The 25904-nt window shown below is 55.0% G+C and carries 24 protein-coding genes and 1 pseudogene; 12 read left to right on the top strand and 13 right to left on the bottom strand.

Translation table 11 applies throughout. From position 1 onward, the window contains the following. Window positions 1–4 precede the first annotated feature (4 nt). From dnaN to yidA, 4 genes are all read left to right on the top strand, one after another. Window positions 5–1105, top strand: coding sequence for a DNA polymerase III subunit beta (gene dnaN, locus KAJ71_RS07905; protein WP_248945209.1), 1101 nt, complete (start codon window positions 5–7; stop codon window positions 1103–1105). Window positions 1106–1260: 155 nt separating this feature from the next. Next, the gene (recF, locus tag KAJ71_RS07900; protein WP_248945208.1) at window positions 1261–2346 is read left to right on the top strand and encodes a DNA replication/repair protein RecF; all 1086 of its coding nucleotides are present in this window, start codon (window positions 1261–1263) and stop codon (window positions 2344–2346) included. Window positions 2347–2364: 18 nt separating this feature from the next. Then, the gene (gene gyrB, locus KAJ71_RS07895; protein WP_248945207.1) at window positions 2365–4779 is read left to right on the top strand and encodes a DNA topoisomerase (ATP-hydrolyzing) subunit B; all 2415 of its coding nucleotides are present in this window, start codon (window positions 2365–2367) and stop codon (window positions 4777–4779) included. A 125-nt stretch (window positions 4780–4904) separates the two neighbouring features. Further along, a complete protein-coding gene (gene yidA, locus KAJ71_RS07890) occupies window positions 4905–5714 on the top strand; it encodes a sugar-phosphatase (RefSeq protein ID WP_248945206.1) in 810 nt (269 codons plus the stop codon). A 70-nt stretch (window positions 5715–5784) separates the two neighbouring features. On the opposite strand, the gene KAJ71_RS07885 is transcribed toward yidA, so the two are convergent. Then, window positions 5785–6747 (bottom strand): threonine/serine dehydratase, encoded by a 963-nt coding sequence (locus KAJ71_RS07885; protein WP_248945205.1) that lies wholly within the window; start codon window positions 6745–6747, stop codon window positions 5785–5787. Window positions 6748–6933: 186 nt separating this feature from the next. Between KAJ71_RS07885 and KAJ71_RS07880 the strand changes: the two genes are divergently transcribed. Further along, a complete protein-coding gene (locus KAJ71_RS07880; RefSeq protein WP_248945204.1) occupies window positions 6934–8214 on the top strand; it encodes a YidR family protein in 1281 nt (426 codons plus the stop codon). Here the strand turns inward: KAJ71_RS07880 and KAJ71_RS07875 are convergent, their stop codons facing one another. Then, a complete protein-coding gene (locus KAJ71_RS07875; protein WP_248945203.1) occupies window positions 8215–8574 on the bottom strand; it encodes a YceK/YidQ family lipoprotein in 360 nt (119 codons plus the stop codon). It abuts the gene before it with no gap. Window positions 8575–9004: 430 nt separating this feature from the next. On the opposite strand from KAJ71_RS07875, the gene ibpA reads away from it, so the two are divergent. The 3 genes from ibpA to KAJ71_RS07860 all read left to right on the top strand — a co-directional run bounded on the left by ibpA (window position 9005) and on the right by KAJ71_RS07860 (window position 11862). Further along, the gene (ibpA, locus tag KAJ71_RS07870; RefSeq protein ID WP_248945202.1) at window positions 9005–9418 is read left to right on the top strand and encodes a small heat shock chaperone IbpA; all 414 of its coding nucleotides are present in this window, start codon (window positions 9005–9007) and stop codon (window positions 9416–9418) included. A gap of 189 nt (window positions 9419–9607) precedes the next feature. Then, entirely contained in the window at window positions 9608–10036 is a 429-nt protein-coding gene (gene ibpB / locus KAJ71_RS07865) for a small heat shock chaperone IbpB (protein ID WP_248945201.1), read from the top strand. 167 nt (window positions 10037–10203) lie between these two features. Beyond that, entirely contained in the window at window positions 10204–11862 is a 1659-nt protein-coding gene (locus KAJ71_RS07860; protein ID WP_248945200.1) for a putative transporter, read from the top strand. A 60-nt stretch (window positions 11863–11922) separates the two neighbouring features. On the opposite strand, the gene KAJ71_RS07855 is transcribed toward KAJ71_RS07860, so the two are convergent. Together KAJ71_RS07855 and KAJ71_RS07850 are read right to left on the bottom strand one after the other, a co-directional pair. Continuing rightward, window positions 11923–13173: a valine--pyruvate transaminase gene (locus KAJ71_RS07855; RefSeq protein WP_248945199.1), complete on the bottom strand. Its 1251-nt coding sequence runs from the start codon at window positions 13171–13173 to the stop codon at window positions 11923–11925. A gap of 134 nt (window positions 13174–13307) precedes the next feature. Beyond that, window positions 13308–15374 carry an alpha-amylase gene (locus KAJ71_RS07850; RefSeq protein ID WP_248945198.1) on the bottom strand — a complete coding sequence of 689 codons (2067 nt, stop codon included), beginning with the start codon at window positions 15372–15374 and terminating at the stop codon, window positions 13308–13310. Between the two features lie 188 nt (window positions 15375–15562). Between KAJ71_RS07850 and KAJ71_RS07845 the strand changes: the two genes are divergently transcribed. The 3 genes from KAJ71_RS07845 to KAJ71_RS07835 are packed head-to-tail and all read left to right on the top strand — an operon-like array spanning window position 15563 to window position 16327. Further along, on the top strand, window positions 15563–15811 hold the full coding sequence (locus KAJ71_RS07845; RefSeq protein ID WP_021181369.1) for a CopG family ribbon-helix-helix protein: 249 nt from the start codon (window positions 15563–15565) through the stop codon (window positions 15809–15811). Beyond that, window positions 15801–16088 (top strand): type II toxin-antitoxin system RelE/ParE family toxin, encoded by a 288-nt coding sequence (locus KAJ71_RS07840; RefSeq protein ID WP_071784396.1) that lies wholly within the window; start codon window positions 15801–15803, stop codon window positions 16086–16088. The genes KAJ71_RS07845 and KAJ71_RS07840 overlap by 11 nt, the downstream gene beginning before the upstream one ends. Window positions 16089–16099: 11 nt before the next feature. Further along, a complete protein-coding gene (locus KAJ71_RS07835; protein ID WP_186529554.1) occupies window positions 16100–16327 on the top strand; it encodes a hypothetical protein in 228 nt (75 codons plus the stop codon). Here KAJ71_RS07835 and ghrB read toward each other — a convergent pair. The 4 genes from ghrB to KAJ71_RS07815 form a co-directional block, all read right to left on the bottom strand. Further along, window positions 16302–17276 (bottom strand): glyoxylate/hydroxypyruvate reductase GhrB, encoded by a 975-nt coding sequence (ghrB, locus tag KAJ71_RS07830; protein WP_248945197.1) that lies wholly within the window; start codon window positions 17274–17276, stop codon window positions 16302–16304. The two genes, KAJ71_RS07835 and ghrB, sit on opposite strands and share 26 nt — an antisense overlap. An 81-nt stretch (window positions 17277–17357) precedes the next feature. Further along, window positions 17358–18626 (bottom strand): MFS transporter, encoded by a 1269-nt coding sequence (locus KAJ71_RS07825; protein WP_248945196.1) that lies wholly within the window; start codon window positions 18624–18626, stop codon window positions 17358–17360. Between the two features lie 122 nt (window positions 18627–18748). After that, window positions 18749–19696, bottom strand: coding sequence for a sugar kinase (locus KAJ71_RS07820; RefSeq protein WP_248945195.1), 948 nt, complete (start codon window positions 19694–19696; stop codon window positions 18749–18751). Further along, window positions 19693–20451: a sugar phosphate isomerase/epimerase family protein gene (locus KAJ71_RS07815; protein WP_248945194.1), complete on the bottom strand. Its 759-nt coding sequence runs from the start codon at window positions 20449–20451 to the stop codon at window positions 19693–19695. Before KAJ71_RS07815 ends, KAJ71_RS07820 begins: the two co-directional genes overlap by 4 nt. Window positions 20452–20708: 257 nt before the next feature. Between KAJ71_RS07815 and KAJ71_RS07810 the strand changes: the two are divergent. After that, window positions 20709–20834, top strand: a pseudogene (locus tag KAJ71_RS07810) (IS4/Tn5 family transposase DNA-binding protein); the annotation flags it as partial. A 236-nt stretch (window positions 20835–21070) separates the two neighbouring features. On the opposite strand, the gene KAJ71_RS07805 reads toward KAJ71_RS07810, so the two are convergent. The 5 genes from KAJ71_RS07805 to KAJ71_RS07785 form a co-directional block, all read right to left on the bottom strand. After that, complete coding sequence (locus KAJ71_RS07805) at window positions 21071–21328, bottom strand: hypothetical protein (RefSeq protein WP_248945193.1); 258 nt, start codon at window positions 21326–21328, stop codon at window positions 21071–21073. A gap of 171 nt (window positions 21329–21499) precedes the next feature. Further along, the gene (locus tag KAJ71_RS07800; protein ID WP_248945192.1) at window positions 21500–22057 is read right to left on the bottom strand and encodes a recombinase family protein; all 558 of its coding nucleotides are present in this window, start codon (window positions 22055–22057) and stop codon (window positions 21500–21502) included. Window positions 22058–22344: 287 nt separating this feature from the next. Next, complete coding sequence (locus KAJ71_RS07795) at window positions 22345–23379, bottom strand: LacI family DNA-binding transcriptional regulator (protein WP_248945191.1); 1035 nt, start codon at window positions 23377–23379, stop codon at window positions 22345–22347. Between the two features lie 128 nt (window positions 23380–23507). Next, complete coding sequence (locus KAJ71_RS07790) at window positions 23508–24170, bottom strand: OmpA family lipoprotein (RefSeq protein ID WP_248945190.1); 663 nt, start codon at window positions 24168–24170, stop codon at window positions 23508–23510. A 286-nt stretch (window positions 24171–24456) separates the two neighbouring features. Further along, on the bottom strand, window positions 24457–25893 hold the full coding sequence (locus tag KAJ71_RS07785; protein WP_248945189.1) for a 6-phospho-beta-glucosidase: 1437 nt from the start codon (window positions 25891–25893) through the stop codon (window positions 24457–24459). Window positions 25894–25904 lie beyond the last annotated feature (11 nt).

Genomic DNA, 25904 nt, shown 5'->3' with positions numbered 1-25904 from the left:
CCATATGAAATTTATCGTTGAACGTGAGCATCTGCTAAAACCGCTGCAACAGGTGAGCAGCCCACTGGGTGGCCGCCCGACGCTGCCAATTCTGGGTAACCTGCTGCTGCAGGTGACGGAAGGTTCCCTGTTGCTGACAGGTACCGATCTGGAGATGGAGATGGTGGCCCGCGTTGCCCTGTCTCAGCCCCATGAAGCGGGCGCGACGACCGTCCCCGCGCGTAAATTCTTTGATATCTGCCGTGGCCTGCCGGAAGGTGCGGAGATTACGGTGATCCTTGAAGGTGGCCGTATGCTGGTGCGTTCTGGCCGCAGCCGTTTCTCGCTGTCCACGCTGCCAGCGATAGACTTCCCGAATCTGGATGATTGGCAGAGCGAGGTGGAGTTCACCTTGCCGCAGGCGACGTTAAAGCGCCTGATTGAGGCCACCCAGTTTTCGATGGCTCATCAGGATGTGCGCTATTACCTGAACGGTATGCTGTTTGAAACCGAAGGGGAAGAGCTGCGTACCGTGGCTACCGATGGCCACCGCCTGGCGGTGTGTTCGATGCCGATTGGCCAGCAGTTGCCTACGCATTCGGTGATCGTGCCGCGTAAAGGGGTGATGGAGCTGGTTCGCTTGCTGGACGGTGGTGATACGCCGCTACGGGTGCAGATTGGCAGCAACAACATCCGCGCTCACGTAGGTGATTTTATCTTCACCTCCAAGCTGGTTGATGGCCGTTTCCCTGATTATCGCCGCGTATTGCCGAAGAACCCGGACAAAACGCTGGAAGCGGGTTGTGACCTGCTCAAGCAGGCGTTTGCCCGTGCGGCTATTCTGTCGAACGAAAAGTTCCGCGGTGTGCGCCTGTACGTCAGCCAAAACCAGCTCAAGATCACCGCCAACAACCCGGAACAGGAAGAGGCGGAAGAAATCCTTGATGTCAGCTATGATGGCACCGAGATGGAAATTGGTTTCAACGTCAGCTATGTGCTGGACGTGCTGAACGCGCTCAAGTGTGAAGATGTGCGCCTGCTGCTGACCGATTCCGTCTCCAGCGTGCAGATCGAGGACGGTGCCAGTAAGTCTGCCGCCTACGTCGTCATGCCAATGCGACTGTAGAAATTATCGGGCTATCTTACTTGCCCCTTTGCGATTGGGCAGTGCTCGCAATCCTCACGTACTTTAAGTACGCTGCGGTTGCTGTGCGCTGGCCGCACGCAAATGACCTGCGACGATAACGCCCTGGATTGTTAGATGATTAAGACAACTACAGTATGGCTCTGACGCGCTTACTGATTAAAGATTTCCGCAATATCGAAGCTGCCGATCTGGCGCCTGCGCCGGGGTTTAACTTCCTGGTGGGGGCAAACGGCAGCGGCAAGACTAGCGTGCTGGAGGCGGTTTATACCCTTGGTCATGGGCGCGCGTTTCGCAGCCTGCAGGCTGGGCGAGTGATCCGCCACGATCAGCCGGAGTTTGTGTTGCATGGCCGGATCGAAGGCAGTGGGCGCGAATTATCGGTAGGACTAAGTAAAAGCCGTCAGGGTGATAGCAAAGTGCGCATCGATGGCAGCGATGGGCATAAGGTGGCAGAGCTGGCACAGCTACTGCCCATGCAGTTGATCACTCCCGAAGGTTTTACCCTGCTTAATGGCGGGCCGAAGTATCGGCGTGCTTTCCTGGACTGGGGTTGTTTTCACAACGAATCCGGTTTTTTCACTGCCTGGAGCAACCTGAAAAGGTTACTGAAGCAGCGCAATGCCGCGCTGCGCCAGGTCAATCGCTATGCGCAGATCCGCGCCTGGGATCAGGAACTGATCCCGTTGGCAGAGCGTATCAGCGAGTGGCGGGCAGCTTACAGCGACGCAATCGCCGCGGATATCACCGCGACCTGCGCGCAGTTTTTGCCCGAATTTGCCCTGAGTTTCTCTTTCCAGCGCGGCTGGGACAAAGAGAGCGACTACGGAGAACTGCTGGAGCGCCAGTTTGAGCGCGACAGGGCGTTAACCTATACCGCAGTGGGGCCGCATAAAGCGGACTTCCGCATTCGTGCCGAAGGCACGCCGGTAGAGGATTTGTTATCGCGCGGTCAGCTTAAACTGCTGATGTGCGCATTGCGCTTGGCGCAGGGTGAGTTTCTCACCCGCCAGAGCGGGCGGCGTTGCCTGTATCTGATTGATGATTTTGCCTCCGAGCTGGACACCGGCCGTCGCCGGTTGCTGGCCGATCGCCTGAAAGCCACCCAGGCTCAGGTATTTGTCAGTGCGGTAAGCGCTGAACAAGTAACCGACATGATGGGTGAAAAGGGCAAGATGTTCCGCGTGGAACAAGGTAAAATAGAGGTTCAACCACAGGACTAAAATGAGCGAGAAACGTTGATGTCGAATTCTTATGACTCCTCAAGTATCAAGGTATTAAAAGGGCTGGATGCGGTACGTAAGCGTCCGGGCATGTATATCGGTGATACTGATGACGGCACCGGTCTGCACCACATGGTATTCGAGGTCGTGGACAACGCTATCGACGAAGCACTCGCTGGCCACTGTAGCGACATTCAGGTGACGATCCACGCCGACAACTCTGTCTCGGTGCAGGATGATGGCCGTGGTATCCCAACCGGTATCCACGAAGAGGAAGGGGTGTCTGCGGCGCAGGTCATCATGACCGTACTGCATGCCGGCGGTAAGTTTGACGACAACTCTTATAAGGTTTCCGGCGGTCTGCACGGCGTAGGCGTTTCGGTTGTTAACGCCCTGTCAGAAAAGCTGGAACTGGTGATCCGCCGCGAAGGCAAGGTCCATGAGCAAACCTACAGGCATGGTGAACCGCAGGCTCCGCTGAAAGTCGTCGGTGAAACCGACCAGACTGGTACCACCCTGCGTTTCTGGCCGAGCTTCCAGACCTTTACCAATAACACCGAGTTTGAGTACGACATTCTGGCCAAGCGCCTGCGTGAACTGTCGTTCCTTAACTCGGGCGTTTCTATTCGCCTGAAAGACAAGCGCAACGACAGAGAAGACCACTTCCATTACGAAGGCGGTATCAAGGCGTTCGTTGAATACCTGAACAAGAACAAAACCCCGATCCACCCAACGGTGTTCTACTTCTCAACCGTGAAAGACGATATCGGTGTGGAAGTGGCACTGCAGTGGAACGATGGTTTCCAGGAAAACATCTACTGCTTCACCAACAACATCCCGCAGCGTGATGGGGGGACTCACCTGGCCGGCTTCCGTGCCGCGATGACCCGTACCCTGAACACCTACATGGATAAAGAAGGCTACAGCAAAAAGTCCAAGATCAGCGCCACCGGTGACGATGCGCGTGAAGGTCTGATTGCCGTGGTTTCGGTGAAAGTGCCCGATCCTAAATTCTCTTCCCAGACCAAAGACAAGCTGGTGTCTTCGGAAGTGAAAACGGCGGTCGAATCACTGATGAACGAGAAACTGGTCGATTACCTGATGGAAAACCCATCGGACGCCAAGATCGTGGTCGGTAAAATCATCGATGCGGCCCGTGCTCGTGAAGCGGCGCGTAAAGCACGTGAAATGACCCGCCGTAAAGGCGCGTTGGATTTGGCTGGTCTGCCAGGTAAATTGGCTGACTGTCAGGAACGTGACCCGGCGTTGTCCGAACTCTACCTGGTGGAAGGGGACTCCGCGGGCGGCTCAGCCAAGCAGGGCCGTAACCGTAAGAATCAGGCGATCTTGCCGCTGAAAGGGAAAATCCTCAACGTTGAGAAAGCCCGCTTCGACAAGATGCTGTCTTCACAGGAAGTTGCCACGCTGATCACCGCGCTGGGCTGTGGCATTGGCCGTGACGAATACAACCCGGACAAACTGCGTTATCACAGCATCATTATCATGACCGATGCCGACGTCGACGGCTCGCACATCCGTACGCTGCTGTTGACCTTCTTCTATCGTCAGATGCCGGAAATCATCGAGCGTGGCCATGTGTATATTGCTCAGCCGCCGCTGTACAAGGTGAAAAAAGGCAAGCAGGAACAGTACATCAAAGACGACGAAGCGATGGATCAGTATCAGATCTCCATCGCCCTCGACGGCGCGACCCTGCACACCAACGGTTCTGCACCAGCCTTGGCGGGTGAACCGTTAGAGAAGCTGGTGGCTGAACATTACAGTGTCCAGAAGCAGATTGGCCGGATGGAACGCCGCTACCCGCGTGCGTTGCTGAACAACCTGATCTACCAGCCAACCTTGAACGAAGACGATCTGGGCGACCGTGCCAAGGTGGAAAGCTGGATCGAATCGCTGGTGAAATTGCTTAACGATAACGAGCAGCACGGTAGCAGCTACAGTTCTGTGTTGGTTGAAAACCGTGAGCGCCAGATGTTCGAACCGGTGTTGCGTATCCGTACACATGGTGTCGATACTGACTACCCGCTGGATTTTGAATTTATCCGCGGTGGTGAATACCGCAGGCTCTGCGCGCTGGGCGAAAAACTGCGCGGCCTGTTGGAAGAAGATGCCTATATCGAACGCGGCGAACGTCGCCAGCCGGTAGACAGCTTCGAACAGGCGTTGGAGTGGCTGGTGAAAGAGTCGCGCCGTGGCCTGTCGATCCAGCGCTATAAAGGGCTGGGCGAAATGAACCCGGACCAGCTGTGGGAAACCACCATGGATCCCGATCAGCGGCGTATGCTACGCGTGGCGGTGAAAGACGCCATTGCGGCAGACCAGCTGTTCACCACCCTGATGGGCGATGCGGTTGAACCACGTCGTGCCTTTATCGAAGAAAACGCCCTGAAAGCGGCGAATATCGATATCTAACGCCTTATCTGGCAATTAAAAGTCCGCGCCGGTTCGCTCGCGCGGATTTTTTTATGCCGTTTTTAGCACTAACATGGCAGGCTGAAACGCGTTAGCATGAGACAAAACCACTGGGAGACGCTCGAATGGCTATTGAACTGATTGCAATTGATATGGACGGCACGCTGCTCAATCCGCAGCACCAGATTACGCCAGCGGTAAAGCAGGCGCTGACCGCTGCGCGCGCTAAAGGCGTGCATGTGGTGCTGGCTACCGGGCGGCCTTATGTTGGCGTGCAGGACTACCTGCGTCAGTTGGATATTCAGGGTGAGGGCGATTTCTGCATCACCTATAACGGTGCCCTGGTGCTGAAGGCGGTGGATGGGGCCTGCGTGTTGCAAGAAACCCTCGGCTTTGACGACTACCTCTATTTTGAGCAGTTGGCACGGGAGTTTGGTGTTCATTACCAAGCGTTTGATTTCGATACCCTCTACACGCCGAATAAGGATATTGGCAAATATACCGTCCATGAGTCGCAAATGACCGGTATCCCGCTGAAATACCGCAGCGTGGAAGAGATGGATCGCACCATGCGTTTCCCGAAGGTGATGATGATTGATGAGCCAGCCTTACTGGACAGCGCGATAGCCCGCTTGCCCGCAGAAGCCTGGGATCGCTACACCATTATGAAAAGTGCCCCTTACTTCCTGGAAATCCTGCATAAGAATGTTGATAAGGGCGCGGGTGTCAGAATGCTGGCCGAACATTTGGGCATCAAGCAGGAAAATGTGATGGCGCTCGGCGATCAGGCTAATGATATTGCGATGATTGAGTATGCTGGGCTGGGTGTGGCGATGGGCAATGCCATTCCAGAATTAAAAGAAATTGCCCAGCATGTGACCGGCGCCAATACTGAAGACGGCGTAGCTCGCGCGGTGGAGAAGTTTGTGCTGTAGGTCGCCAGCTCTCAACGGGCAGGCTTACTTCTTGTGGCAAGCATAGGGGCGCGCATGTGCGCCCTTCTACTCAGTTATTACCGATAGCCTTCAAGTATTTTTCCAGCACGATATTTTTCCCGCATAACACTACCGCCACTTTTTTACCCTGAAACTCGGGAGCCAATTTGCAGGCGGCAGCCAACGCTACACCGGCAGCGCCTTCGATAATCCATCGGTCGCTGGTGGCGATCATACGCATGGCGCGCTTGATTTCCTCTTCGCTGACCAGCACCTTCCGGTCGATCACCTGCTGGCAAAGTGGAAAGGTGATCGCATCAGGTTCGACACCGCCCGCCGTGCCATCAGACAGGGTATCTTGCTCTTCCACCGGGTGGATATGCCCAGCTTCCAAGGCGCTGTACATGCTGGTGGCATTTTCTGGCCAACAGGCCACGATCTGCGTTTTTGGCGACAATTTTTTTAAGACAGTGCCAATACCCGCAATATAGCCACCGCCGCCGACGGCAATGAAGACCGCGTCCAAATCGGGTTGCTGTTCTACCATTTCCATGCCACAGGTGCCTTGCCCGGCAATCACTTCGGCGTCGTTATAAGGAGAGATATAGGTTTTATGCTGCTCGCGAGCGGCTTTTTCACCGACCAATTCGGCATTCAGCGCATCACCAGGCACTAATTCGACCCGACCTCCCAGCGCGCGGATGGTATCGAGCTTGATAGTGGCGGCGCTTTCTGGAGCATAGACTGTGACGTTCCCCCCCATCAGTTTGCCTGCCAGCGCAATGGCCTGACCGTGATTGCCGGTAGAGGCCGCAATCACCCCTTGCTGGCGTTGTTCATTGCTCAACAGGCGCAGCTTGTTGCTCGCCCCGCGGAACTTGAACGAACCGGTATGCTGCAGATGGTCGCATTTTAGATACAGTTCGCAGCCTAATTGCTGCGAAAGCAATACGCTGCGTTCCAAGGGAGTGACGCGCACTTGCGGGCGCAACTGCTGGTGCGCGGAAGCGATCTCATCGAACAGGTTTCTCATAGTGATTCCTAAAGGTTTTCGGCGGAGCACGGTTAATGTCTAGGATCGTTGTAAATGACAACAAGTTAAAAAACAACCTTGGTATGAACAACAAAAAGCCAGGTCCCCCAAACCTGGGTGATGTGAAACGGGTTGGCCGATCGGGTACTATGGCGGTTCTATGCCAGCCGGTATACAGGAGCCGCCATGAGCCATCAGGAACGACAGCTGACTTTTGATCTGCGAGGTCATCAGCTCACCAACATTAACGTCTGGACGCCGTGCAGCCAATGGCTGGCGTATGATGTACGGCCAAGCGGTGCGTCCTTTACCGGGCTGAGCATTGAGCGGGTGAACGTTGCCAGCGGCCAGGTGGAAGTGGTTTATCGGGCGCAGCAGGGTGCCCATGTTGGAGTGGTGACGGTGAGCCCAGATGCGCCAGTGCGCTATGCGTTTATCCATGGGCCGGAACACCCGGACAGCCACTGGCATTATGATTTCCACCATCGCCGTGGCGTGATCGTCAGCGAGCCGGATCGTGAATTGGCGATCACCCTCGACGCATTGGACATTACTGCTCCTTATACCCCTGGCGCGCTGCGTGGAGGTACCCATGTTCACGTCTTCAGCCCGGATGCCAGCCGCCTGAGCTTCACCTATAACGATCATGTGATGCACGAACTCGATCCAGCACTGGATTTACGCAATGTTGGCGTCGCGGTGCCGTTGCAGGGCGTGAATCCCCCTAAGCAGCATCCGCGTGAATATGACGGTAGCCACTACTGCGTAGTGGTCAGCGCAACGACGCCAACCCCGCAGCCGGGCAGCGATCAAATCAATCGGGCTTATGAAGAAGGCTGGATTGGCCTGCAAGGCTATAGCAAACCCGATGGCAGCCGCCAGCGTTGGGCGTTGGCGTTTATCGGCGATACCCTCTCGCAGCAGGGGGAAAAGCTGCCGGAAGTGTTTGTGGTGGATTTGCCGGAAAACAATGCCGACTATGCTAAAGCCGGAGATGCTCCCTTGCAGGGAACGGCAACGACCTTACCTGCGCCACCGTTGGGGGTTCAACAACGGCGGTTAACCTATACCGGCCAACGCAAATATCCAGGGGTTGCCACCACGCCACGCCATTGGTTGCGTAGTTCGCCTGATGGCAGCGCCATCGCCTTCCTGATGCAAGACGATCGGGGCATTGTGCAACTGTGGACCCTCTCTCCCAACGGTGGGGAAGCACACCAGGTCACGCAGGGGGAACACAGTATCCAGTCGGCCTTCAGTTGGCATCCGCAGGGGGGGGCGATTGCGCTGGTGTGTGATAACAGCGTGATGCTGTGCGATATCGCTAACGGCAATATGCAGCGCTTGACCAAACGGACTGCGCAGCCCCCACAGGGGGACGCCGTGGTGTTCTCACCGGACGGCAAACAGGTGGCCTTTATGCGTGAAGTCGCTGGATTCAACCAGATTTTTGTAGTGGCGGCTTAACTACAGCCCGGCAGATGTTGGCGAGGTTGCCATACCCTGGCCTGGATTGCCGCTGGCAGCCAGATTTTGTTCTTCGTCATGCTGGATACGGGCTTTGGGTGAGGCTGCCGCTTTATCGCTGCCTGAGCGCAGGTAGTCGTAAGGCAGCAAAAGGGTGTCCATCGCCGCCGACAGGGGCAGGTCGATTGCCAACAAGGGAATCATGGCCCAACTGGTATCTTCGCTCTTCATCATATCTACATTGGCGCGCGTACCGGAGTAATAGCCCTGGTCGGCCCCGGTGTGGCTGGCTACGCTGGAGCAACCGTTAGTGGTCAGCAGCAGGCAACCGGTGGCTATCATTTTTTTTATTGGTACCATTCGTCCATCCTGAAGGGGCACATCCCCTGAAATTTGCTGATTTATACCCGTCGTCTTTCAAGCTGCAGCGTTGTTACCTGCACTTTACTCACCCCAGTCACTTACGAAAAGTAAGCGCCTGGGGTGAGTAAGCTTGTCGCCTAGCTGCAGCTTGAAATCCATAGGGTGTATAACATCCAGTCAAAGCATTAAAAGATGCAAAACTCCGCACGGTGGCGGCTCTCTCACTTTGAGTGTACGTGATAAACAAATTTTCGCCGTTTCCGTTGGCAATAATTTAATCATCGCCAGTTGAAATGTGGAAAGCAAACCCCATCTTCTTTACAAGGCCAAATTAAGAATTTGCCGTAAGGGAATTCAAGCCTCGTAGCCTGTCCATGATGGAAGGCTGAATTATCAACCTCGCTGAAGTGCCTTAGGAGGCTGTGTTATGCGCAACTTTGATCTTTCCCCGCTGTACCGTTCCGCGATCGGTTTTGATCGCCTGTTCAACGCCCTTGAGGCCGGCCAAAGCCAGGGTAACGGTGGTTATCCGCCGTACAACGTTGAGCTGGTTGATGAAAATCATTACCGCATTGCCATCGCGGTGGCCGGGTTTGCCGAGCAGGAACTGGAAATCACCACGCAAGACAATCTGTTGATTGTGCGCGGGGCTCATACCAACGAACCTGCTGAAAAAACCTATTTATATCAAGGCATTGCCGAGCGTAACTTTGAACGTAAATTCCAGCTGGCCGAGCATATTCAAATTAGAGGCGCCAAACTGGAAAACGGCCTGCTGTATATCGATCTGGAACGTATCGTGCCGGAAACGTTAAAGCCACGTCGGATCGAAATTAAGTAATTGTTGTTGTATCACCGTGCCTGCCGTTAGGGGGCAATGTTTGATTTACCCTATGAATTTCAAGCCGCAGCTAGGCGACCAGCTTGCTCAGCCCCAGGCGCTTACTTTTGGGTGAGCAAGTGCAGATAATAACGCTGTGGTTTGAAAGGCAACGGGTAAAAATCTCGCTTCTTGGAAGGAGTTTATACTATGCGTAACTACGATTTATCCCCACTTTTGCGTCAATGGATCGGTTTTGACAAGCTGGCCAGCTCGATGGGAGGCCAGGAGCCGCAAGGGTTCCCGCCCTACAACATTGAGAAAAGCGACGATAACCACTATCGCATTTCCCTGGCGTTAGCCGGGTTCAAACAAAGCGAACTGGATATTGAAGTGGAAGGCCCGCGCCTGACCGTGCGTGGCAACCCCACACCGCCGGAAAAACAGGTGGAGTATCTGCATCAGGGGCTGGTGTGCAAAGAGTTCACCTTGACCTTTACCTTGGCAGAGCACCTGCAAGTGGCCGAAGCCAAATTTGAAAACGGCCTGCTGCACATCGATCTGGTACGCCACGTACCGGAAGCTTTGCAGCCACAACGCATCAACATCGGTAGCACCCCGGGGCTGGAAGCCAAATAACCGGCTGAAAAAAAACAAAAACTTGCGGGGGAGGTCCATTCGGGCCTCCCCCGTTGCATTCTGTGGCATACCCCACATTACCCCCCCGCGCCTTATGTCAGAATCCCTAATGATTGCAGGTGTTTAATTGCATAGTGATTGTTAAACTTTGGGTAAGGATGTGACGTATGAGTGATATCGCCCTGACCGTCAGCATGTTGGCGTTGGTGGCTATTCTCGGGTTATGGATCGGCAACTGGAAAGTGTATGGCGTGGGTTTAGGGATAGGCGGCGTCTTGTTCGGTGGCATCATCGTCGGGCACTTTGCACAAACTTACCAAATCACTCTTAACGGCGACATGCTGCACTTTATTCAGGAGTTCGGTCTGATCCTGTTTGTTTACACCATCGGTATTCAGGTTGGCCCTGGTTTCTTCTCGTCCCTGCGCGTTTCCGGCCTCAAGCTCAATGGCTTCGCCATTCTGCTGGTGCTGGTGGGCGGCGTGGTGGCGGCGATTGTCCATAAGCTGTTTGCTGTGCCGTTGCCAATCATTCTCGGTGTGTTCTCCGGCGCGGTTACCAATACCCCGGCGCTCGGTGCCGGGCAGCAGATACTCACCGATCTGGGTTCCGATCCGGCGCTGGTTAATCGCATGGGGATGGGCTATGCGATGGCCTACCCGTTCGGTATTTGCGGCATTCTGCTGGTGATGTGGCTGATCCGGCTGTTCTTTCGCATCAATATCGATAAGGAAGCGCAGGAGTTTGAAGATAGCCTGGGGAGTAATCGCGAACTGTTGCAGACCATGAACGTGGCGGTGCGTAACCCCAATCTGCAAGGTATGGCCATCAAGAATGTACCGCTACTCAACAGCGACGATATCATTTGTTCACGCCTGAAGCGGGGCGATTTACTGATGGTGCCCGCTCCGCACGAAACGCTGGAACTGGGGGATTTTCTGCACCTGGTCGGCAAGCGCGAAAAGCTGGAAAACGCCCGGCTGGTGATTGGCGAGGAAGTCGACGTTTCGCTCTCCACCCGGGGGACTTCACTGCAAGTGGTTCGTGCGGTAGTGACCAACGAAAAGGTGCTGGGTAAAAAAATCCGCGATCTGGAGCTGAAACAGAAATATGAAGTGGTGGTCTCGCGCCTCAACCGTGCTGGGGTCGAGCTGGTAGCAGGCGGCAATGTTACGCTGCAGTTCGGGGATATCCTCAACCTGGTGGGGCGGCCAGAATCTATCGAGGCGGTGGCGGCGATTGTCGGTAACGCCCAGCAGAAGCTGCAACAGGTGCAGATGCTGCCGGTATTTATTGGTATTGGCCTTGGGGTGCTGTTGGGATCTATTCCGCTGTTTATCCCCGGTTTCCCGGCGGCCTTGCGGTTGGGGTTGGCCGGTGGTCCGCTGGTGGTGGCCTTGATCTTGGGGCGTATCGGCAGCATCGGCAAGCTGTACTGGTTTATGCCGCCAAGTGCCAACCTGGCGCTGCGTGAACTGGGTATCGTGCTGTTCCTGGCCGTGGTTGGCCTGAAGTCTGGCGGCAACTTTATTGAAACCCTGTTGCATGGCGATGGGCTGGCGTGGGTCGGTTACGGTGCATTAATCACCTCGATCCCGCTGATCAGCGTAGGTATTCTGGCGAGGGTGGTGGGTAAGATGAACTACCTGACGCTCTCCGGCATGCTGGCTGGCTCAATGACCGATCCACCGGCGCTGGCCTTTGCCAACGGCCTGCACCCTACCAGCGGCGCTGCGGCGCTCTCTTATGCCACTGTCTATCCGCTGGCAATGTTCCTGCGCATTATGTCACCTCAGCTGCTGGCGGTGCTGTTCTGGGCGATGTAGCCAGCAAAAAGGGGCTCCGCAAGCGGAGCCCCAAGATACTGCTGACAAAATCTCAACTGGCTATGCTTCTTGATGCGCGCGCTCAACCTCTTCGGCCAGGATCATCACGCCACGCTCAATATCTTCCGGATTAGGGACATAGTTCATGCGCATACATTGATGCGTATGCTGCCATTCATGTTCCAGCCCCGGGAAGAAGTAGTGGCCTGGCACCATCAATACGCCACGCTTTTTCAGCCGTTGATACAGTAGCTCGGTGGTGATGGGCAGATCCTTGAACCACAACCAGAGGAAGATGGCACCTTCCGGCTTATGGATCAGGCAGCGCTCCGGTGACAGGTAGCGGCGAATAATGCCGATGGTCTGCTCGACCCGCTGCTTGTAAAACGGCCGGATCACCTCGTCGGATAAACGCAGCAGATCACCACGCTCAATCATCTCAGTGGCCAGCGCCGGGCCAATGCTGCCAGGGGAGAGGCTGATAATGCCGTTCATATTGGTCAGCGCGGTGATGACCTTCTCGTCGGCGATCACGATGCCACAGCGTGAACCAGGCAGGCCCAGTTTTGACAGGCTCATACACAGGATGATATTCGGGTTCCACAGCGGTGTGGCTTCGCTGAAAATAATGCCGGGGAACGGTACGCCGTAAGCGTTATCGATCACCAGTGGAATATCACGCTGCTGCGCCAAAAGATCGAGCTTCATCAGCTCTTCGTCGGTGATCACGTTGCCGGTCGGGTTGGTGGGGCGCGACACGCAGATCATGCCGATGTCGTCACCGACGTTCAGATGCTCAAAATCGACGTGATACTTGAACTGGCCATCTGGCAGTAGTTCGATATTGGGCTTGGCGGAGACAAACAGCCCTTCATCAAGCCCGGAATCGGCATAGCCAATATATTCTGGTGCCAGCGGGAACAGCACGCGGCGGCGAGTGCCGTCGGCGTAGCGACCAGCGAACAGGTTAAACAAGTAGAAAAACGCGCTCTGGCTGCCATTTGTTAGAGCAATATTCTGTGGTTCGATCTGCCAGCCAAGCTCTTCTTGCAGCATGGTAGCCAGCGCTTTCAGCAGGGCGTCTTTGCCTTGCGGGCCGTCGTAGTTGCACAGAGCCTCGGTCAGCTTGCCTTGATCGAGCATCTCTTGGCACAGCTGTTTGAAGTAGCTGGCCATCTCTGGGATTTGCGCCGGGTTACCGCCGCCAAGCATGATGGCACCTGGCGTGCGCAGGCCTTCATTCAGATCGTCCATCAAGCGGGTGATGCCCGCGTAACGGGTAAATTTGTCGCCGAAAAGTGAAAAATTCATAGCTGCTGCAATATAGTTGTAAGCGGGTAGACGCCCACCATACCGCCAGATAAAAGCGGGTGCAATGCGGCTGATATCTTGCCCTCCGGGTATAGATGTTGCTCGGCGGGCTTTTTACAGCATAACGCGCTGAATTATTGCGACCGATCGCCAGCCCATACCACCATCACCTTATCGCCTTCATGCTGGCGGCTAAAGGCATAGTAATGAGGCGTTTGTTGAGATTGCTGCGTACCGGCACCGACTGCTGGGTGGCGCTCGCGGAACTGGCCTAGCCGCTGCCAATGTGCCAACAACGGCGCTTTGGCTCCTTGCAGTTCACCCCAGTTCATATCCGAGCGCGTGCCTTGTAAAGGATCGGAACCGGTAGGGCCAAACGGCCGGCCGCTTTCATCACCGTAATAAATCTGTACCGCGCCCGGAGCCAATAACAGAAGGTCTGCTGCTCGTTGCTGCAAAGGCAACGAACCTTTGGCATCGCTGGCGAAGAACAGGCGAGTGTCGTGCGAGGAAATATAGCTCAGCACGTTGAAGCCCTGCAGCCTGTCCGCCATTTGCTGATAGGTGGCATCGATATTGGAGAAGCAGCCCAGCGCCTGCGCGGCCTGATCCTGAAAATCGAAGTTGATCATCGCATCGAAGCCGTGCTGGTAATAATCGCTTTTCATCACCCCGTGGCCCCAGGCTTCACCGGTCATCCAGAACGGCGCATTATCCAATGCCTGCTTGGGATTAGCCGCTTTCCACTCTGCCAGCGCCTCGGTGGCACGCTGCTTTAGCAGGTCCAGCGTGGGTTTGTCGACGTGCTTGGCGGTATCAATGCGGAAACCGTCAATGCCGTAGTCGCGCACCCATTGGCTGAGCCAGACCGACAGATAATCGCGGGTGGTGGCTCCTGGGATTTCGCGCGCTGCGGTATCAGGTTTATGGCGGAAGAACAGCGGTAGGCCGCTGGCTCCAGGGGCTTCAGTTTTGATGTCCGGAAGGAAAGCCAGTGACATGGTCAGGTCGTCAAAGCCCGGTGAGTCGTAATCGCCGATATCGGTGCGGATCCAGTTTTTCCCCCACCATTGGCTCCAGCCCGCTTTATCGCTGAAGTTGATGTAGTCGTTAAAGCTGTGCCAGTTCTGGCCTGGCCCCGGTTGCCAATCGCCCCAGTTTTTGCCGAGGGTTTTTGCGGCTTCGTCTGCCTTCAGGTACAGCGAGCCGAACTGAAACTGCTGCATATCGGCCAGCGTGGCATAGCCGACGTGATTGACCACCACGTCAAACAGGATGCGGATCCCACGAAGATGTGCCTGTTCTACCAGATTACGCAGATCCTGCTCGTTGCCCATATTGGCATCGAGCTTGGTCCAGTCCTGATGGTAGTAACCGTGATAGGCATAATGTGGGAAATCCCCTTTGGTACCGCCGCCGACCCAGCTGTGGATCTGCTCCAACGGGGAACTGATCCACAGGGCGTTGACCCCCAGCTGTTGCAGATAATCCAGCTTTCTCGTCAATCCGGCGAGGTCGCCGCCGTGGAAGGTGCCGATCTCCTGCATGCCATCGCCGTGGCGGCCATAGCTGTGATCGTTGGCCGGGTTGCCGTTTTCAAAGCGATCGGTCAGCACAAAATAGACCGTGGCGTTGTGCCAGTTGAAAGCTGCCTGTGGCGGCGTATTGGCTGATTCCAGCAATAGCAGCCCCCCGCTGTTGGCCGCCGGTTGTAGGGTGACCTGGCCCTGAACCACCGTGGCGGTCTGGCCCGAGTAAAAATCGCGCACCGTTTCGCCTTCGGCAAAGGTGTCCTTCACCGCGATCGTGATCGGTTGGCCATCCCAGCGTTGGCAGGTGCGGGCCACGGCGGCGACGGTTTTTTCCGGTTCGGCCTTCTGGCTGAGCTGCAAGGTGGGTGTGCCGCTGCGGGTGTCGATCCGTACCTGATAATCGCCATCGCGAAATAGCCGCCAACTGACCGGATTGCTATCGCTACAGGGTTGCAGCGACAACGTCTGGTTCAGCTTAACCGTGTCGCTGGGCTGCCAGCACTGTTGGTTCTGATATAGCCGCAACGGCAGTTGGCCTTTGGCCAGGGTTGCCTGGCTGGTAAATATACCGCTGGTGGATTCGCTGAAGACCGGGAAGCTTTGCAGCGTCCAGTTAGCCAGCGCTGCGGGTGAAAGCAGCATCAGCAGGGGAAGGGTCAGGCGTTTCATAGGCTCTCCTTACTCGTGGCAGGAAGCGTTTTTATCGTAGGGTAGCCCAGTGTGCGGTATGGGGAAAAAATCGCCTCCTCCCAGGGTAAGAATTTGGGGGCGGAGGGGGAAGGGGGAGAGATTTGACTATGCGCTGTTGGTTTTTTAATCTATATTGTCATGTATACATTGTAGTGTGAGGTAAACTTATGAGCGTGATGTCTGTTCGGCTATCCGACGATCTCAGTGAGCAGCTTGAAGCCTTAGCAGAAGCGACCGGCAGAACGAAATCATTTTTGGCGACTCAGGCGATACAGGATTTTTTAAACCGCGAGGCATGGCAGGTTGCTGAAATTCAACAGGCAATCGTTGAAGCCGATAATGGTGACTTTGCATCTGATGATGAAATGGCGGCCCGTTTTAAGAAAATGGGGGTGACTATTAGCAATGAAAATTAAATGGCTAAGGAAAGCTGCAACAAATTTTGATGATGAATATGAATGGCTTTACCAAGAGGATCCGCAAGTAGCGACAGAATTTGCTAAAGAGGTGGTTCGCTCGGTGAACTTGCTGGTTACGCAACCTGCTTTAGGAAGACCTGGTCGAGTAATGGGTACCCGAGAAATTGTCATGCAAACTTTCCCTTACTTGATCCCTTATCGGATTAAAAATAAGGAAATACATATTCTTAGAGTATTTCATACCCGAAGGCGACCGCCGGAGAAACGCTGGTAACTGAGGTTATTATGGTTTTCAACGACCCGCTAGAACACCAGAAAGTGAGTGATGAGTTTGTCCGTCAGGCTGTGATTAATGGGGTAGTAAGTGACGAAAGTCCATTATCACTGCTGGAAATCGCCGAACATCGTAAGCACCTGCGTAATAGTGAAACGCTTACAGGTTCTTTTGATGAGATGCCAGTTGGTAAACGCTGGCATCTCATCAGGGTTACTTGTTCAGCAACTGCGGGTTAACGCAGTTTTCTGTGACCGTACAGGTCAAGGCGGCAATCAGGTTATCCACAGCACATTCGGCCATGCCATAGCGAGTCTCATGGGTGGCGGAACCGATATGCGGCAAAGCCACCACGTTGGCCATTTTCAGCAGTGGCGAATCGACCGCGACCGGCTCTTGCTCGAACACGTCCAATCCAGCGGCGTGAATGGTGCCGTCTCGTAAGGCTTCAATCAGCGCTTGCTCATCCACCACCGGGCCACGCCCCGCGTTGATCAAAATCCCGCTCTGCTTCATCTTCGCCAGCTGTTCGCGGCCAATCAGATGGAAGGTTTGCTCGGTGAGCGGCAGCGTAATGCACAGGAAGTCCGACTCGGCCAGCAGCGTATCAAGATCGCAACGGCGGGCATTGAAGCGCTGCTCTGCTTCTTCATGGGGGCGGCGTGCGTTGTACAGTACCGGCATACCAAAGCCGAAGTGCGCACGCTGCGCCAGCGCCAGGCCGATGCGGCCCATGCCGAGAATACCGATGGTTTTATGATGAACATCGATGCCGTACCAGTCAGGCCCGATGCTGCCCTGCCATTCCCCTGCTTTGACCCGCTCGGCCACCTCGACCACCCGGCGTGCGGTGGCCAACACCAGGCTCATGATGGTATCGGCCACGGTTTCGGTCAGCACGGTTGGGGTATGCATCAACAGCACCCGGTGGGCGTTGAGCGCTGCAACGTCAAAGTTGTCGTAACCGACGGAAACGGTGGACGCCGCCCGCAGTTTTGGGGCGCGTTGCAAAAAGGCTGCATCAATCTTGCCGCCGGAACCCAGGATGCCTTCGGCCTGTTGTAGCGCCTGATCGAAGGCGGCGTTGTCCAGTTGCAGACCGTCAAAGGCATGAACGGTAAAGTGCTGGTCCAGCTTGGCACGCAGATCGGCAGGAATACTTTTGTACAACACGATTGCAGGCTTCATCAAAAAATCTCCATCTGGCGAACGAGATGTTCAACATAACATATTGCAGGAGAGTGAAGGGCTGACCCCTCACTCGAAAGATTAGGCCACTTGTGGCTGAGCTTCGTTACGTGCAGGCTTGACGATTAGCGTCAACCCCACCGAGGCCAGCAGCGCGATAGCCATAAACATATAGGAGGCTGCCGGACTGCCGGTTGCCCCGTTCAGGTAGCCGACGAACCAGGAACCGAAGAAGGAGCCTAGTGCACCCATGCTGTTAATCAGCGCCATGGCACCTCCGGCGACGTTTCTTGGCAGCATCTCCGGAATGATGGCGAAAAACGGACCGTAAGGCGCATACATTGCCGCACCGGCGACCACCAGCAGGCCATAGGAGATCCAGAAGTGGTTCGGGCCAATGGCGTAGGAGGCGAAGAAGGCCAGTGCGCCGATCAGCAACAGCGGCCAGACAAACAGCTTACGGTTCTGCATTTTGTCCGACGCCCAGGAAACCACGATCATCGCAATGGTGGCGGCCAGATAGGGCACCGACGACAGCCAGCCCGCTTCAACCATCCCCATCTGCATACCGCTGCGCAGGATTGAAGGTAGCCACAGCACGAAGCCATAGACGCCGATGCTCCAGGCAAAGTACTGCATACACAGCAGGATCACGTTACGGGAGCGGAAGGCTTCGCCGTAGTTACGTACCGCCTTGATGCCTTTCTGCTCCTCGGCCAGCTGTTGTTGCAGTGCCAGCTTCTCCTGGTCGCTCAGCCAGCCAACCTGTGAAGGCTTGTCTTTAACCAGCACCCACCAGCAAAATGCCCAGATCACCGCAGGAACCCCCTCGATGATAAACATTTCACGCCAGCCAAAGGCGTGGATCAGGTAGCCGGAAACCACCGACATCCACAACACCGTGACCGGATTGCCGAGGATCAGGAAGGTATTGGCGCGGGAACGTTCAGACTTGGTAAACCAGTTGCTGATATATATCAGCATCGCGGGCATCACCGCCGCCTCTACCACGCCGAGGATAAAGCGGATCGCTGCCAGCATCGGGATATTGCTGACCATGCCGGTCAGCGAGGCACAGCCGCCCCACAGGATCAAACACCAGAAAATCAGCTTCTTGACGCTGCGTCGTTCGGCGTAGATGGCGCCGGGGATTTGGAAGAAGAAATAGCCGAGGAAAAACAGGGCACCCAGCAGAGATGACATGCCTTTGGTGATGCCAAGATCGTCATTAATCCCGGCGGCAGAGGCAAAGCTAAAGTTGGCGCGATCCAGATAGGCCAGGCTGTAGGTGATAAACACGATGGGCATGATGTACCACCAGCGTTTAGCCGCAATAGTTGCTTTACTCATGTTCGTAACCCTTCAGTGGAGTTTTTTCGCCAGCGGTGGCTTACAGCCATCCGTTGGGGTTTGTGCTTTCACGGCGTGCCTCGGTTGTAGGGACAGAGGTGGGCGCTTATTGGAGCAAATTATTATTCCGCCAGTGCGGCACGGGTTGGCAGCCCTTCGCTGTCGCCGATGGCCTGGATGGCTAGAGAGCCGATCTTATTGCCGCGTTGCACCGCCTGTAGCAGTGTTTTGCCTTCCAGCAGGGCGCTCAGTGTCCCCACGGCGAATCCGTCTCCGGCACCGACGGTATCTACCACGTTGGTGACTTTGACCGCTGGGACCGCAGCTTGGTCACCCGCGGCGGTTTTAAACCAGGCACCCTCTGGCCCGGTTTTGATGATCACGGCCTGTACGCCGCGCTCCAGATAGAAATCGGCGATACCTTCTGCGGTGGATTGCCCGGTCAGGATCTGGCCCTCTTTTAACCCTGGCAGCACCCAGTCGGCCGCGCAGGCCAGCTTGTTGAGCTGTTCGATCATCAGCTCCCGGCTAGACCACAGCACCGGGCGCAGGTTGGGGTCGAAGGAGATGGTTTTGCCCAGGGCGCGCATCTCAGCGGCGGCGAAATGGCACAGCTCCAGCGACTCGGCAGAAAGGGCGGCAGCCACCCCGCTCAGGTGTAGGTGGCGCGCCCCGGCGAAATAGTCGCGATCAAAGTCGGCGGTGGACAGATGGCTGGCGGCGGAGCCTTTGCGGAAATACTCCACACTGGGATCGGTTCCATCGGTATTTTTTGATTTCAGCTGAAAACCGGTTGGATAGCGGCCATCGACGGTGACCCGTAGGGCGTTAACCCTTTCTTTCGCCAACTGTTGCAGGGTAAAACGGCCAAAGGAGTCGTTACCTACCCGGCTGACCCAGCCGACGTTCAGACCCAGGCGGGCCAGCCCGATCGCCACGTTCAGTTCGGCACCGGCGATGCGCTTGGTAAAGCTTTCAACCTCGGCCAGATCGCCGGTTTGTGCCGCGACAAACATCGCCATGGCTTCACCCAGCGTTACGACATCTAAAGAATTTTGCGTGCTCATCATGCCTGCTCCTCGCGTAACATATCCACGTAATGGCGGGTTACCGCCTCCAGATCGCTGCCCTGTAGTGGGAACTCGATGCCGCGCGGCACATCCTGCGGCAAGCGGGCCAGGACTGCGCGCCAACTGCCGTCGGTGTCATCCAGGGCGATGGCGCGCCAGCCGCGTGGGCCAAGGGTTGCGGCTTTAACATGAATATAGCCGACGTGTGCGGCCAGTCGTTCGGCAGCGGCCAGGGCGTCTTGCCCCACCCAATGCCAGTTGGCCATATCGAATGTCATACCGATCGGCAACTGGCTCTCTTCCACTGCTTGGAAAAAGGCGTGCATTAGTGACAGGATGCCGCAGTCTGGCGTTTGATCGTTCTCGACTACCAGTTGGGTCGCAGATTGCCCCAGCGCGATTTTTAACTCGGTAAAGTCAAAGCCCGGCTGGTAGTGGCCCAGAGCCAGCTTGAGACGGCTAGCTTGCAGGATCTTCGCCTCAGCCAAAAAGGCGGGCAGGTTCGGGTTCAGGGTATGTTGTGGCGTAAACAGTGACTCAGGAGCGGAATAGACGGTGGCCAGTTGGTGTTGCTGCATGGCCTGTGCCAAGGCGGGTAAATCGTCCAGCTCCTGCGGGGAAAGTAGTTCACGGCGGATTTCCACGCCGTCTGCGCCTGCTTTGGCGATCAGGGGTAATAACGCTGCCTGGCCACCTGACTGCTGCACTATGTCGTTGCCGTAGGCGCTGGTTACTACAATAATCTGTTGTTTCATCTTTTGGCTCCTGAGGTGACGTATCACCACCGCTACTGTTGTCGTAACGTTAAATGGAACCGGTTCCATTGAAAAGCAGCAGCATGCAGAACTATGATCGCAATCACGGAGTTGGTTAAAAAACGGCCCTCACCCCGACCCTCTCCCACAGGGCTGTCTCTTATACACATTTCCCCGATGCGAAAATCGGGGAATTTTTGAACCTTTTCCCCATCTGCTGATCTCTCTTTATATTCTCCTCTTCTTCGGTTTTTAGTATGGTGCTTTCTGATTGTTATTCATGGGCTAACGACACTTTTGGACTCGCTCAACTTGGCGACTATCGGCGAACTCTGCGTCTCGTACACCTCACTGCCTCGTTGGCTAAAAAAACAGGACTTTCTAGGGGGCTGACGCTCAGTGGAACGAAAACTCACGTTAAGCAATTTTCGACACAAATCATCACGGAGGAGATGAACAATACTGGTTTGTTACAATGCGAATGGACGTTAGAATTGCCAGATAAATTTTATCTGGCATCTACTACGCTAACTTAAATTGAGGAGGGCTCATTATTTTAAGTTAACGCAAAGAAAAATGGTTTATTAAATCGTGTATTTTACGCGCCAAAAGATAAAATTCACTCAATCACTAAACGTGAAAAGGCGTTATTAAATGAATTTGCTTCTGCTTTGCGAGCCGCCAGCCCCTCAATAATAGGAGAGTCACCGCGGGGCATAGCCATAACAAAACTACTACCATTATGATTTGTAACCTTGAGAAGGTTACCGCCCAAAGTGGATGAAAAAAAAGGCTTTATTTGACGTGGTTTTTCACTTTTGAGAGTTTTTTCAATTTCCACTAGGCGAGATTGTGAATTATTTGTTGTGCTTATCATGTGTTTATAATACTCCATGGATTAACTGTTATAAAAAATCATTAATATATAAATACCATTATTTTTATGCTGATTTCTTTCAAAAAACGCTCAGGTTTCTTTTAAAATAAAAAGGAATATTGGCAGATTACAAATGCTTTTCCGCAACCATGCCGTATAAGACAGGATTCTCTACACAGCTTTCTCGTCTTCCTGAATTTTATAGACCATGGAGCGGGCAATATTCAGTCGGCGGGCTATTTCTGATGCCCCCAGGTCCTCCTGCCGTAGAGCCAGCAACTGTTCCCGGTTTATTGTTCGCTTGCGGCCGAAGCGTATGCCTTTCAGTTTTGCTTCCTGCCTACCTTCGTTTGTACGTTCCAGTATTCTCTGCCGCTCGGCCTGGGCTACAGCCGACAGAATGGTGACCACCATTTTTCCCATGTCACCATCAGTGCTGATCCCATCATCAATAAACCGGACGGCCACGCCCTGGGCATCGAATGCTTTAATCAGCTGGATCATATCGGCAGTGTCACGGCCAAGACGACCGAGCTTCTTTACCAGAATGACATCACCTTCCTCTACCTTCATCCGCAGCAGATCCAGCTCTTCCCGATCGGTTGAACTACCGGATACCTTGTCGGTAAAGATGCGGTTGGCTTTCACCCCTGCTTCTTTGAGAGCCTTGATTTGAATATCAAGGCTCTGCTGACTGGTTGATACCCGTGCATAACCAAAAAGTCGCATAAAAATGTATCCTAAATCAAATATCGGACAGGCGGTGTCTTTTATAACAAAAAAACGATTTATCAATATGCTCGGCCATTATTCCTTTACGCTGGCAGAACAGGTGACAAAAGGGCATCTGAGGCCATTAAAAGAGGCGTCAGAGGAGGATAATATTGCTTAACGTGAGTTTTCGTTCCATTGAGCGTCAGACCCCTAAAAGAACGGGACGAGCAGGATGGGTAGTGATGTGGGAGGCATGGTTCAAGCTTCAGGATATCATCGAAGGGTATAAACTGGCGAAGGGGTCAACGCAGGGTGGAACCACGAACGATCAGCTCACCGGAGAATAGCCGCTCGCTGACGGGAGCATCGAGACCCTGGATACGCTTTACCAGCAGTTCCAACGCAGTGTGCCCTATCTGGTAGGTGGGCTGTTTCAGGGTGGTGATCCCCACCCCGGCCAGTTCGGCCCAATCCAATTCGTCAAACCCAAGCAGGCCGATATCGTTGCCCCACTGCATACCCAGGTGGCGCATGGCGCGCGCAACTTGCAGCGTTAAGGCACCGTTGGCGGAAATCACCGCTTTGCGCATTCCGCGATGGTGAGTGTTGAAGGTCTGTAATACCGTTGCCAGCTTTTCGCTGTCGTTTAACGGGGTTTCGGCCTGTTCGGCGGATAAATCGGGATGTTTGGCCATGGTCTGGCGAAAGGCGTGTAGACGCTCAAGCCGGGTATTCACGGTGCCAATCGGCTCACTGAGGAACAGGATAGCCTCGAAACCCTGTTGCAACAGGTGCTCCGTCGCTGCGGTGGTTGCCTCGTGGTTATTCAAACCCACAACGTCGCAGGCAAAGTCGGGAATTTTACGGTCGATCAGTACCATCGGCAGCATCGACTGTTGCAGCATGGAGAGCGCATCTTCACGCATCCCGACGGCGTTCACCACAATCCCTTCCACCCGGTAGCTGCTCAGCAACTGTAGGTAGTGCTGTTCCTGATTGATCTCGTTATTGGTGTTACAAACCAGCAGGGTAAAGCCATGCAGGCGGCAGGCGGCTTCGATTCCGCGCATCACGTCGACGGAATAGGGATTGGTGATATCGGCGATGATCAGGCCGATCAGCCGCGTTTGTCCGCCCTTCAGGCTACGTGCCATCTGGCTTGGGCGATAGTCGAGCTGCTGGATCGCGATGTCGATACGCTGTTTGAGGGCGTCGGAGAGCAGGTGTTGTTCACCATTGAGATAGCGCGACACGCTGGTTTTGCCGGTTTGGGCGTGTTTTGCCACATCACTGATGGTGGCGCGCCCTGAGGCGCGCGTTGCTTTATCACTGCTCACAGCCAATCTCCCCTGCGGTTCAATGCCAAGGAGACTAACACACCCGGCATAACGCCGGAAATGACCCGTGTCAGGATGTGGGCTGTGGCAGGATATGTGTACCGGCGGGGTCAGGACCCCGCACGGTATTACTGCAGTGGGCTGAGGGTGATCTCAACGCGGCGGTTTTGCGCCTTGCCTTCGGTGGTGCTGTTGGAGGCAATCGGGTTATCTGGGCCAGCACCGGTTGAGCGGATGCGGTTGGCGGCGACCCCTTGGGTGATCAGCGCGCCAGCCACACCGTCTGCACGTTGCTGGGACAGCGTCATATTATGCGCGCGAGCCCCGGTGCTGTCGGTGTAACCCACCACGTTAACGGCGGTTTTTTCATACTCTTTCAGCACCATTGCCACGCCGGTCAGGGTGTTGGCACCTGCCGGTTTCAGCGTGCTGCTGTCGGTATCGAAGGTCACGTTGTTCGGCATGTTCAGCACGATATTATCGCCCTGACGGGTGACGCTAACGCCGGTGCCTCTCATTTTGTCGCGTAGCTTGGCTTCCTGCACGTCCATGTAGTATCCGGCCCCACCGCCCAATGCGGCACCGGCGGCGGCGCCGATCAGCGCACCTTTACCACGGTCTTTTTTCGATGAAGAGATCATGCCGATACCGGCACCTAGGGCTGCGCCAACGCCAGCGCCAATACCGGCTTTGCTGGCTTCTGACTCCCCGGTGTAAGGGTTGGTGGTACAAGCCGATAGCGTCATGGCAACGGCTACCGCACCAGCAATTATCGCAATGCGTTTTTTCATTGTTAGTTCCTTTAAGAACAGGGATATCTGCGTGCGCTACTCCAAACTGGAGGCGCTAAATCATCGGCATTCAGCCGCGAGCCCCAAACGGGCCGCGTAACTATGACGTACCTTTTGGCCAGCAGTTCCGGTAAAAATCGTGACAAATTATAAACCAGTAAGCCAGGCTGGCCGGAAGATAGCCGCCAAATCGCCGCTTGGGAACCAGAACAAACTGAATTAATGCGGGAGTAATAGATCTTTCGGAAAAATACGGGGCGGAGAGTTCCGCCCCGATGAGATGCGGTTAGGCTAACGTTTCGCCATTGCTGGCGATCACGCGGCGATACCAGTCGAAGCTCTGTTTCTTCGCGCGGGCAAAGGTGCCGCTGCCGTCGTCGTGCTTATCTACGTAGATAAAACCGTAGCGCTTACTGTATTGCCCGGTGGTGAATGACACGCAGTCGATACAGCCCCAGGGGGTAAAGCCCATCAGCTCAACGCCGTCGTCGATCACCGCTTTTTTCATCTGCTCGATGTGCGAACGCAGATAGGCGATGCGGTAATCGTCGTGGATCTGGCCATCAGCCTCGGGCTTATCCAGTGCGCCGAAGCCGTTCTCGACGATAAACAGCGGCTTCTGGTAGCGTTCATAGAGGATATTGAGCGTATAGCGCAGCCCCACCGGATCGATTTGCCAGCCCCAGTCGGACGCTTTCACATAAGGGTTCGGCACGCTGCCTTCAAAACCGGCCAAGGCCGTACCTGCGCCGATGGAGCCAGCTTGCACCGCGTTACTCATGTAGTAGCTCAGGCCGATATAGTCGGCGCAGCCTTCACGCAGGATCTGCTTATCTTCCGGCTGCATCTGGATGTGGTAACCCTTGCGCTCCCATTCGTGCAGAATGTAGGACGGGTAATAGCCACGCATATGCACATCGCCAAACAGGAAACGTTCACGCATCGCCTCTTGCGCATACATCACATCGTCCGGATTGCAGGAGAACGGATACAGCGGCACCATGGCGATCATGCAGCCAATCTGCAGTGCTGGGTTGATGGCATGCCCCAGTTTAACCACCTGTGCGCTGGCGACAAACTGATGGTGCAGCACCTGATACATGCACTCTTCCGGGTTCGGTTCCTGGGTGTAAATCACCCCGGAACAGCAGTAGCCGAACAGTGGAGTCTTCCAGTTGCGTTGGTTGTTGATCTCGTTGAAGGTCATCCAGTACTTCACTTTGTGCTGGTAGCGAGCGATGACCACTTCACTAAAGCGCACAAAGAAATCGACAACCTTACGGTTTTTCCAGCCGCCGTACTCTTTCACCAGATGCCATGGCATCTCGAAGTGGGAAAGGGTGATCACCGGCTCAATGCCATATTTCAGCAGTTCGTCAAACAGGTTGTCGTAGAACTGCAATCCTTCTTCGTTCGGCTCCAGCTCATCTCCCCGCGGGAAGATGCGCGACCAGGCAATTGAGGTGCGGAAGCACTTGAAGCCCATTTCGGCAAACAGTGCGATATCGCCTTTATAACGGTGATAGAAGTCCACCGCGTCGTGGTTGGCGTAGAGGTAACCTGGTTCAATGCCGTCGGTGATCACGCGATCGATGCCGTGGGCACCGCTGGACAGCACATCGACGATGCTTGGGCCTTTACCGCCCTGATCCCAACCGCCTTCAACCTGATGCGCCGCTACCGCGCCGCCCCACAGGAAATCATCCGGTAACTGTTTTTTCATAACGTTGCTTC

Origin of the sequence: Serratia silvae (genome assembly GCF_023282985.1) — a bacterium.
Lineage (GTDB): Bacteria > Pseudomonadota > Gammaproteobacteria > Enterobacterales > Enterobacteriaceae > Chania > Chania silvae.
The sequence above is the reverse complement of the archived record's forward strand: the minus strand, read 5'-3'. Positions and strand labels throughout refer to the sequence as shown.

Coding starts and splice junctions, on each gene's coding strand:
- ibpB (WP_248945201.1), top strand. CDS start 9,608: ATGCGTAACTACGATTTATCCCCACTTTTGCGTCAATGGATCGGTTTT.
- KAJ71_RS07845 (WP_021181369.1), top strand. CDS start 15,563: ATGAGCGTGATGTCTGTTCGGCTATCCGACGATCTCAGTGAGCAGCTT.
- KAJ71_RS07875 (WP_248945203.1), bottom strand. CDS start 8,574: ATGGTACCAATAAAAAAAATGATAGCCACCGGTTGCCTGCTGCTGACC.
- recF (WP_248945208.1), top strand. CDS start 1,261: ATGGCTCTGACGCGCTTACTGATTAAAGATTTCCGCAATATCGAAGCT.
- KAJ71_RS07860 (WP_248945200.1), top strand. CDS start 10,204: ATGAGTGATATCGCCCTGACCGTCAGCATGTTGGCGTTGGTGGCTATT.
- KAJ71_RS07785 (WP_248945189.1), bottom strand. CDS start 25,893: ATGAAAAAACAGTTACCGGATGATTTCCTGTGGGGCGGCGCGGTAGCG.
- dnaN (WP_248945209.1), top strand. CDS start 5: ATGAAATTTATCGTTGAACGTGAGCATCTGCTAAAACCGCTGCAACAG.
- KAJ71_RS07815 (WP_248945194.1), bottom strand. CDS start 20,451: ATGAAACAACAGATTATTGTAGTAACCAGCGCCTACGGCAACGACATA.
- KAJ71_RS07880 (WP_248945204.1), top strand. CDS start 6,934: ATGAGCCATCAGGAACGACAGCTGACTTTTGATCTGCGAGGTCATCAG.
- KAJ71_RS07825 (WP_248945196.1), bottom strand. CDS start 18,626: ATGAGTAAAGCAACTATTGCGGCTAAACGCTGGTGGTACATCATGCCC.
- gyrB (WP_248945207.1), top strand. CDS start 2,365: ATGTCGAATTCTTATGACTCCTCAAGTATCAAGGTATTAAAAGGGCTG.
- KAJ71_RS07885 (WP_248945205.1), bottom strand. CDS start 6,747: ATGAGAAACCTGTTCGATGAGATCGCTTCCGCGCACCAGCAGTTGCGC.
- KAJ71_RS07790 (WP_248945190.1), bottom strand. CDS start 24,170: ATGAAAAAACGCATTGCGATAATTGCTGGTGCGGTAGCCGTTGCCATG.
- KAJ71_RS07850 (WP_248945198.1), bottom strand. CDS start 15,374: ATGAAACGCCTGACCCTTCCCCTGCTGATGCTGCTTTCACCCGCAGCG.
- KAJ71_RS07805 (WP_248945193.1), bottom strand. CDS start 21,328: ATGATAAGCACAACAAATAATTCACAATCTCGCCTAGTGGAAATTGAA.
- KAJ71_RS07835 (WP_186529554.1), top strand. CDS start 16,100: ATGGTTTTCAACGACCCGCTAGAACACCAGAAAGTGAGTGATGAGTTT.
- KAJ71_RS07855 (WP_248945199.1), bottom strand. CDS start 13,173: ATGAATTTTTCACTTTTCGGCGACAAATTTACCCGTTACGCGGGCATC.
- ibpA (WP_248945202.1), top strand. CDS start 9,005: ATGCGCAACTTTGATCTTTCCCCGCTGTACCGTTCCGCGATCGGTTTT.
- KAJ71_RS07840 (WP_071784396.1), top strand. CDS start 15,801: ATGAAAATTAAATGGCTAAGGAAAGCTGCAACAAATTTTGATGATGAA.
- KAJ71_RS07820 (WP_248945195.1), bottom strand. CDS start 19,696: ATGATGAGCACGCAAAATTCTTTAGATGTCGTAACGCTGGGTGAAGCC.
- yidA (WP_248945206.1), top strand. CDS start 4,905: ATGGCTATTGAACTGATTGCAATTGATATGGACGGCACGCTGCTCAAT.
- ghrB (WP_248945197.1), bottom strand. CDS start 17,276: ATGAAGCCTGCAATCGTGTTGTACAAAAGTATTCCTGCCGATCTGCGT.
- KAJ71_RS07800 (WP_248945192.1), bottom strand. CDS start 22,057: ATGCGACTTTTTGGTTATGCACGGGTATCAACCAGTCAGCAGAGCCTT.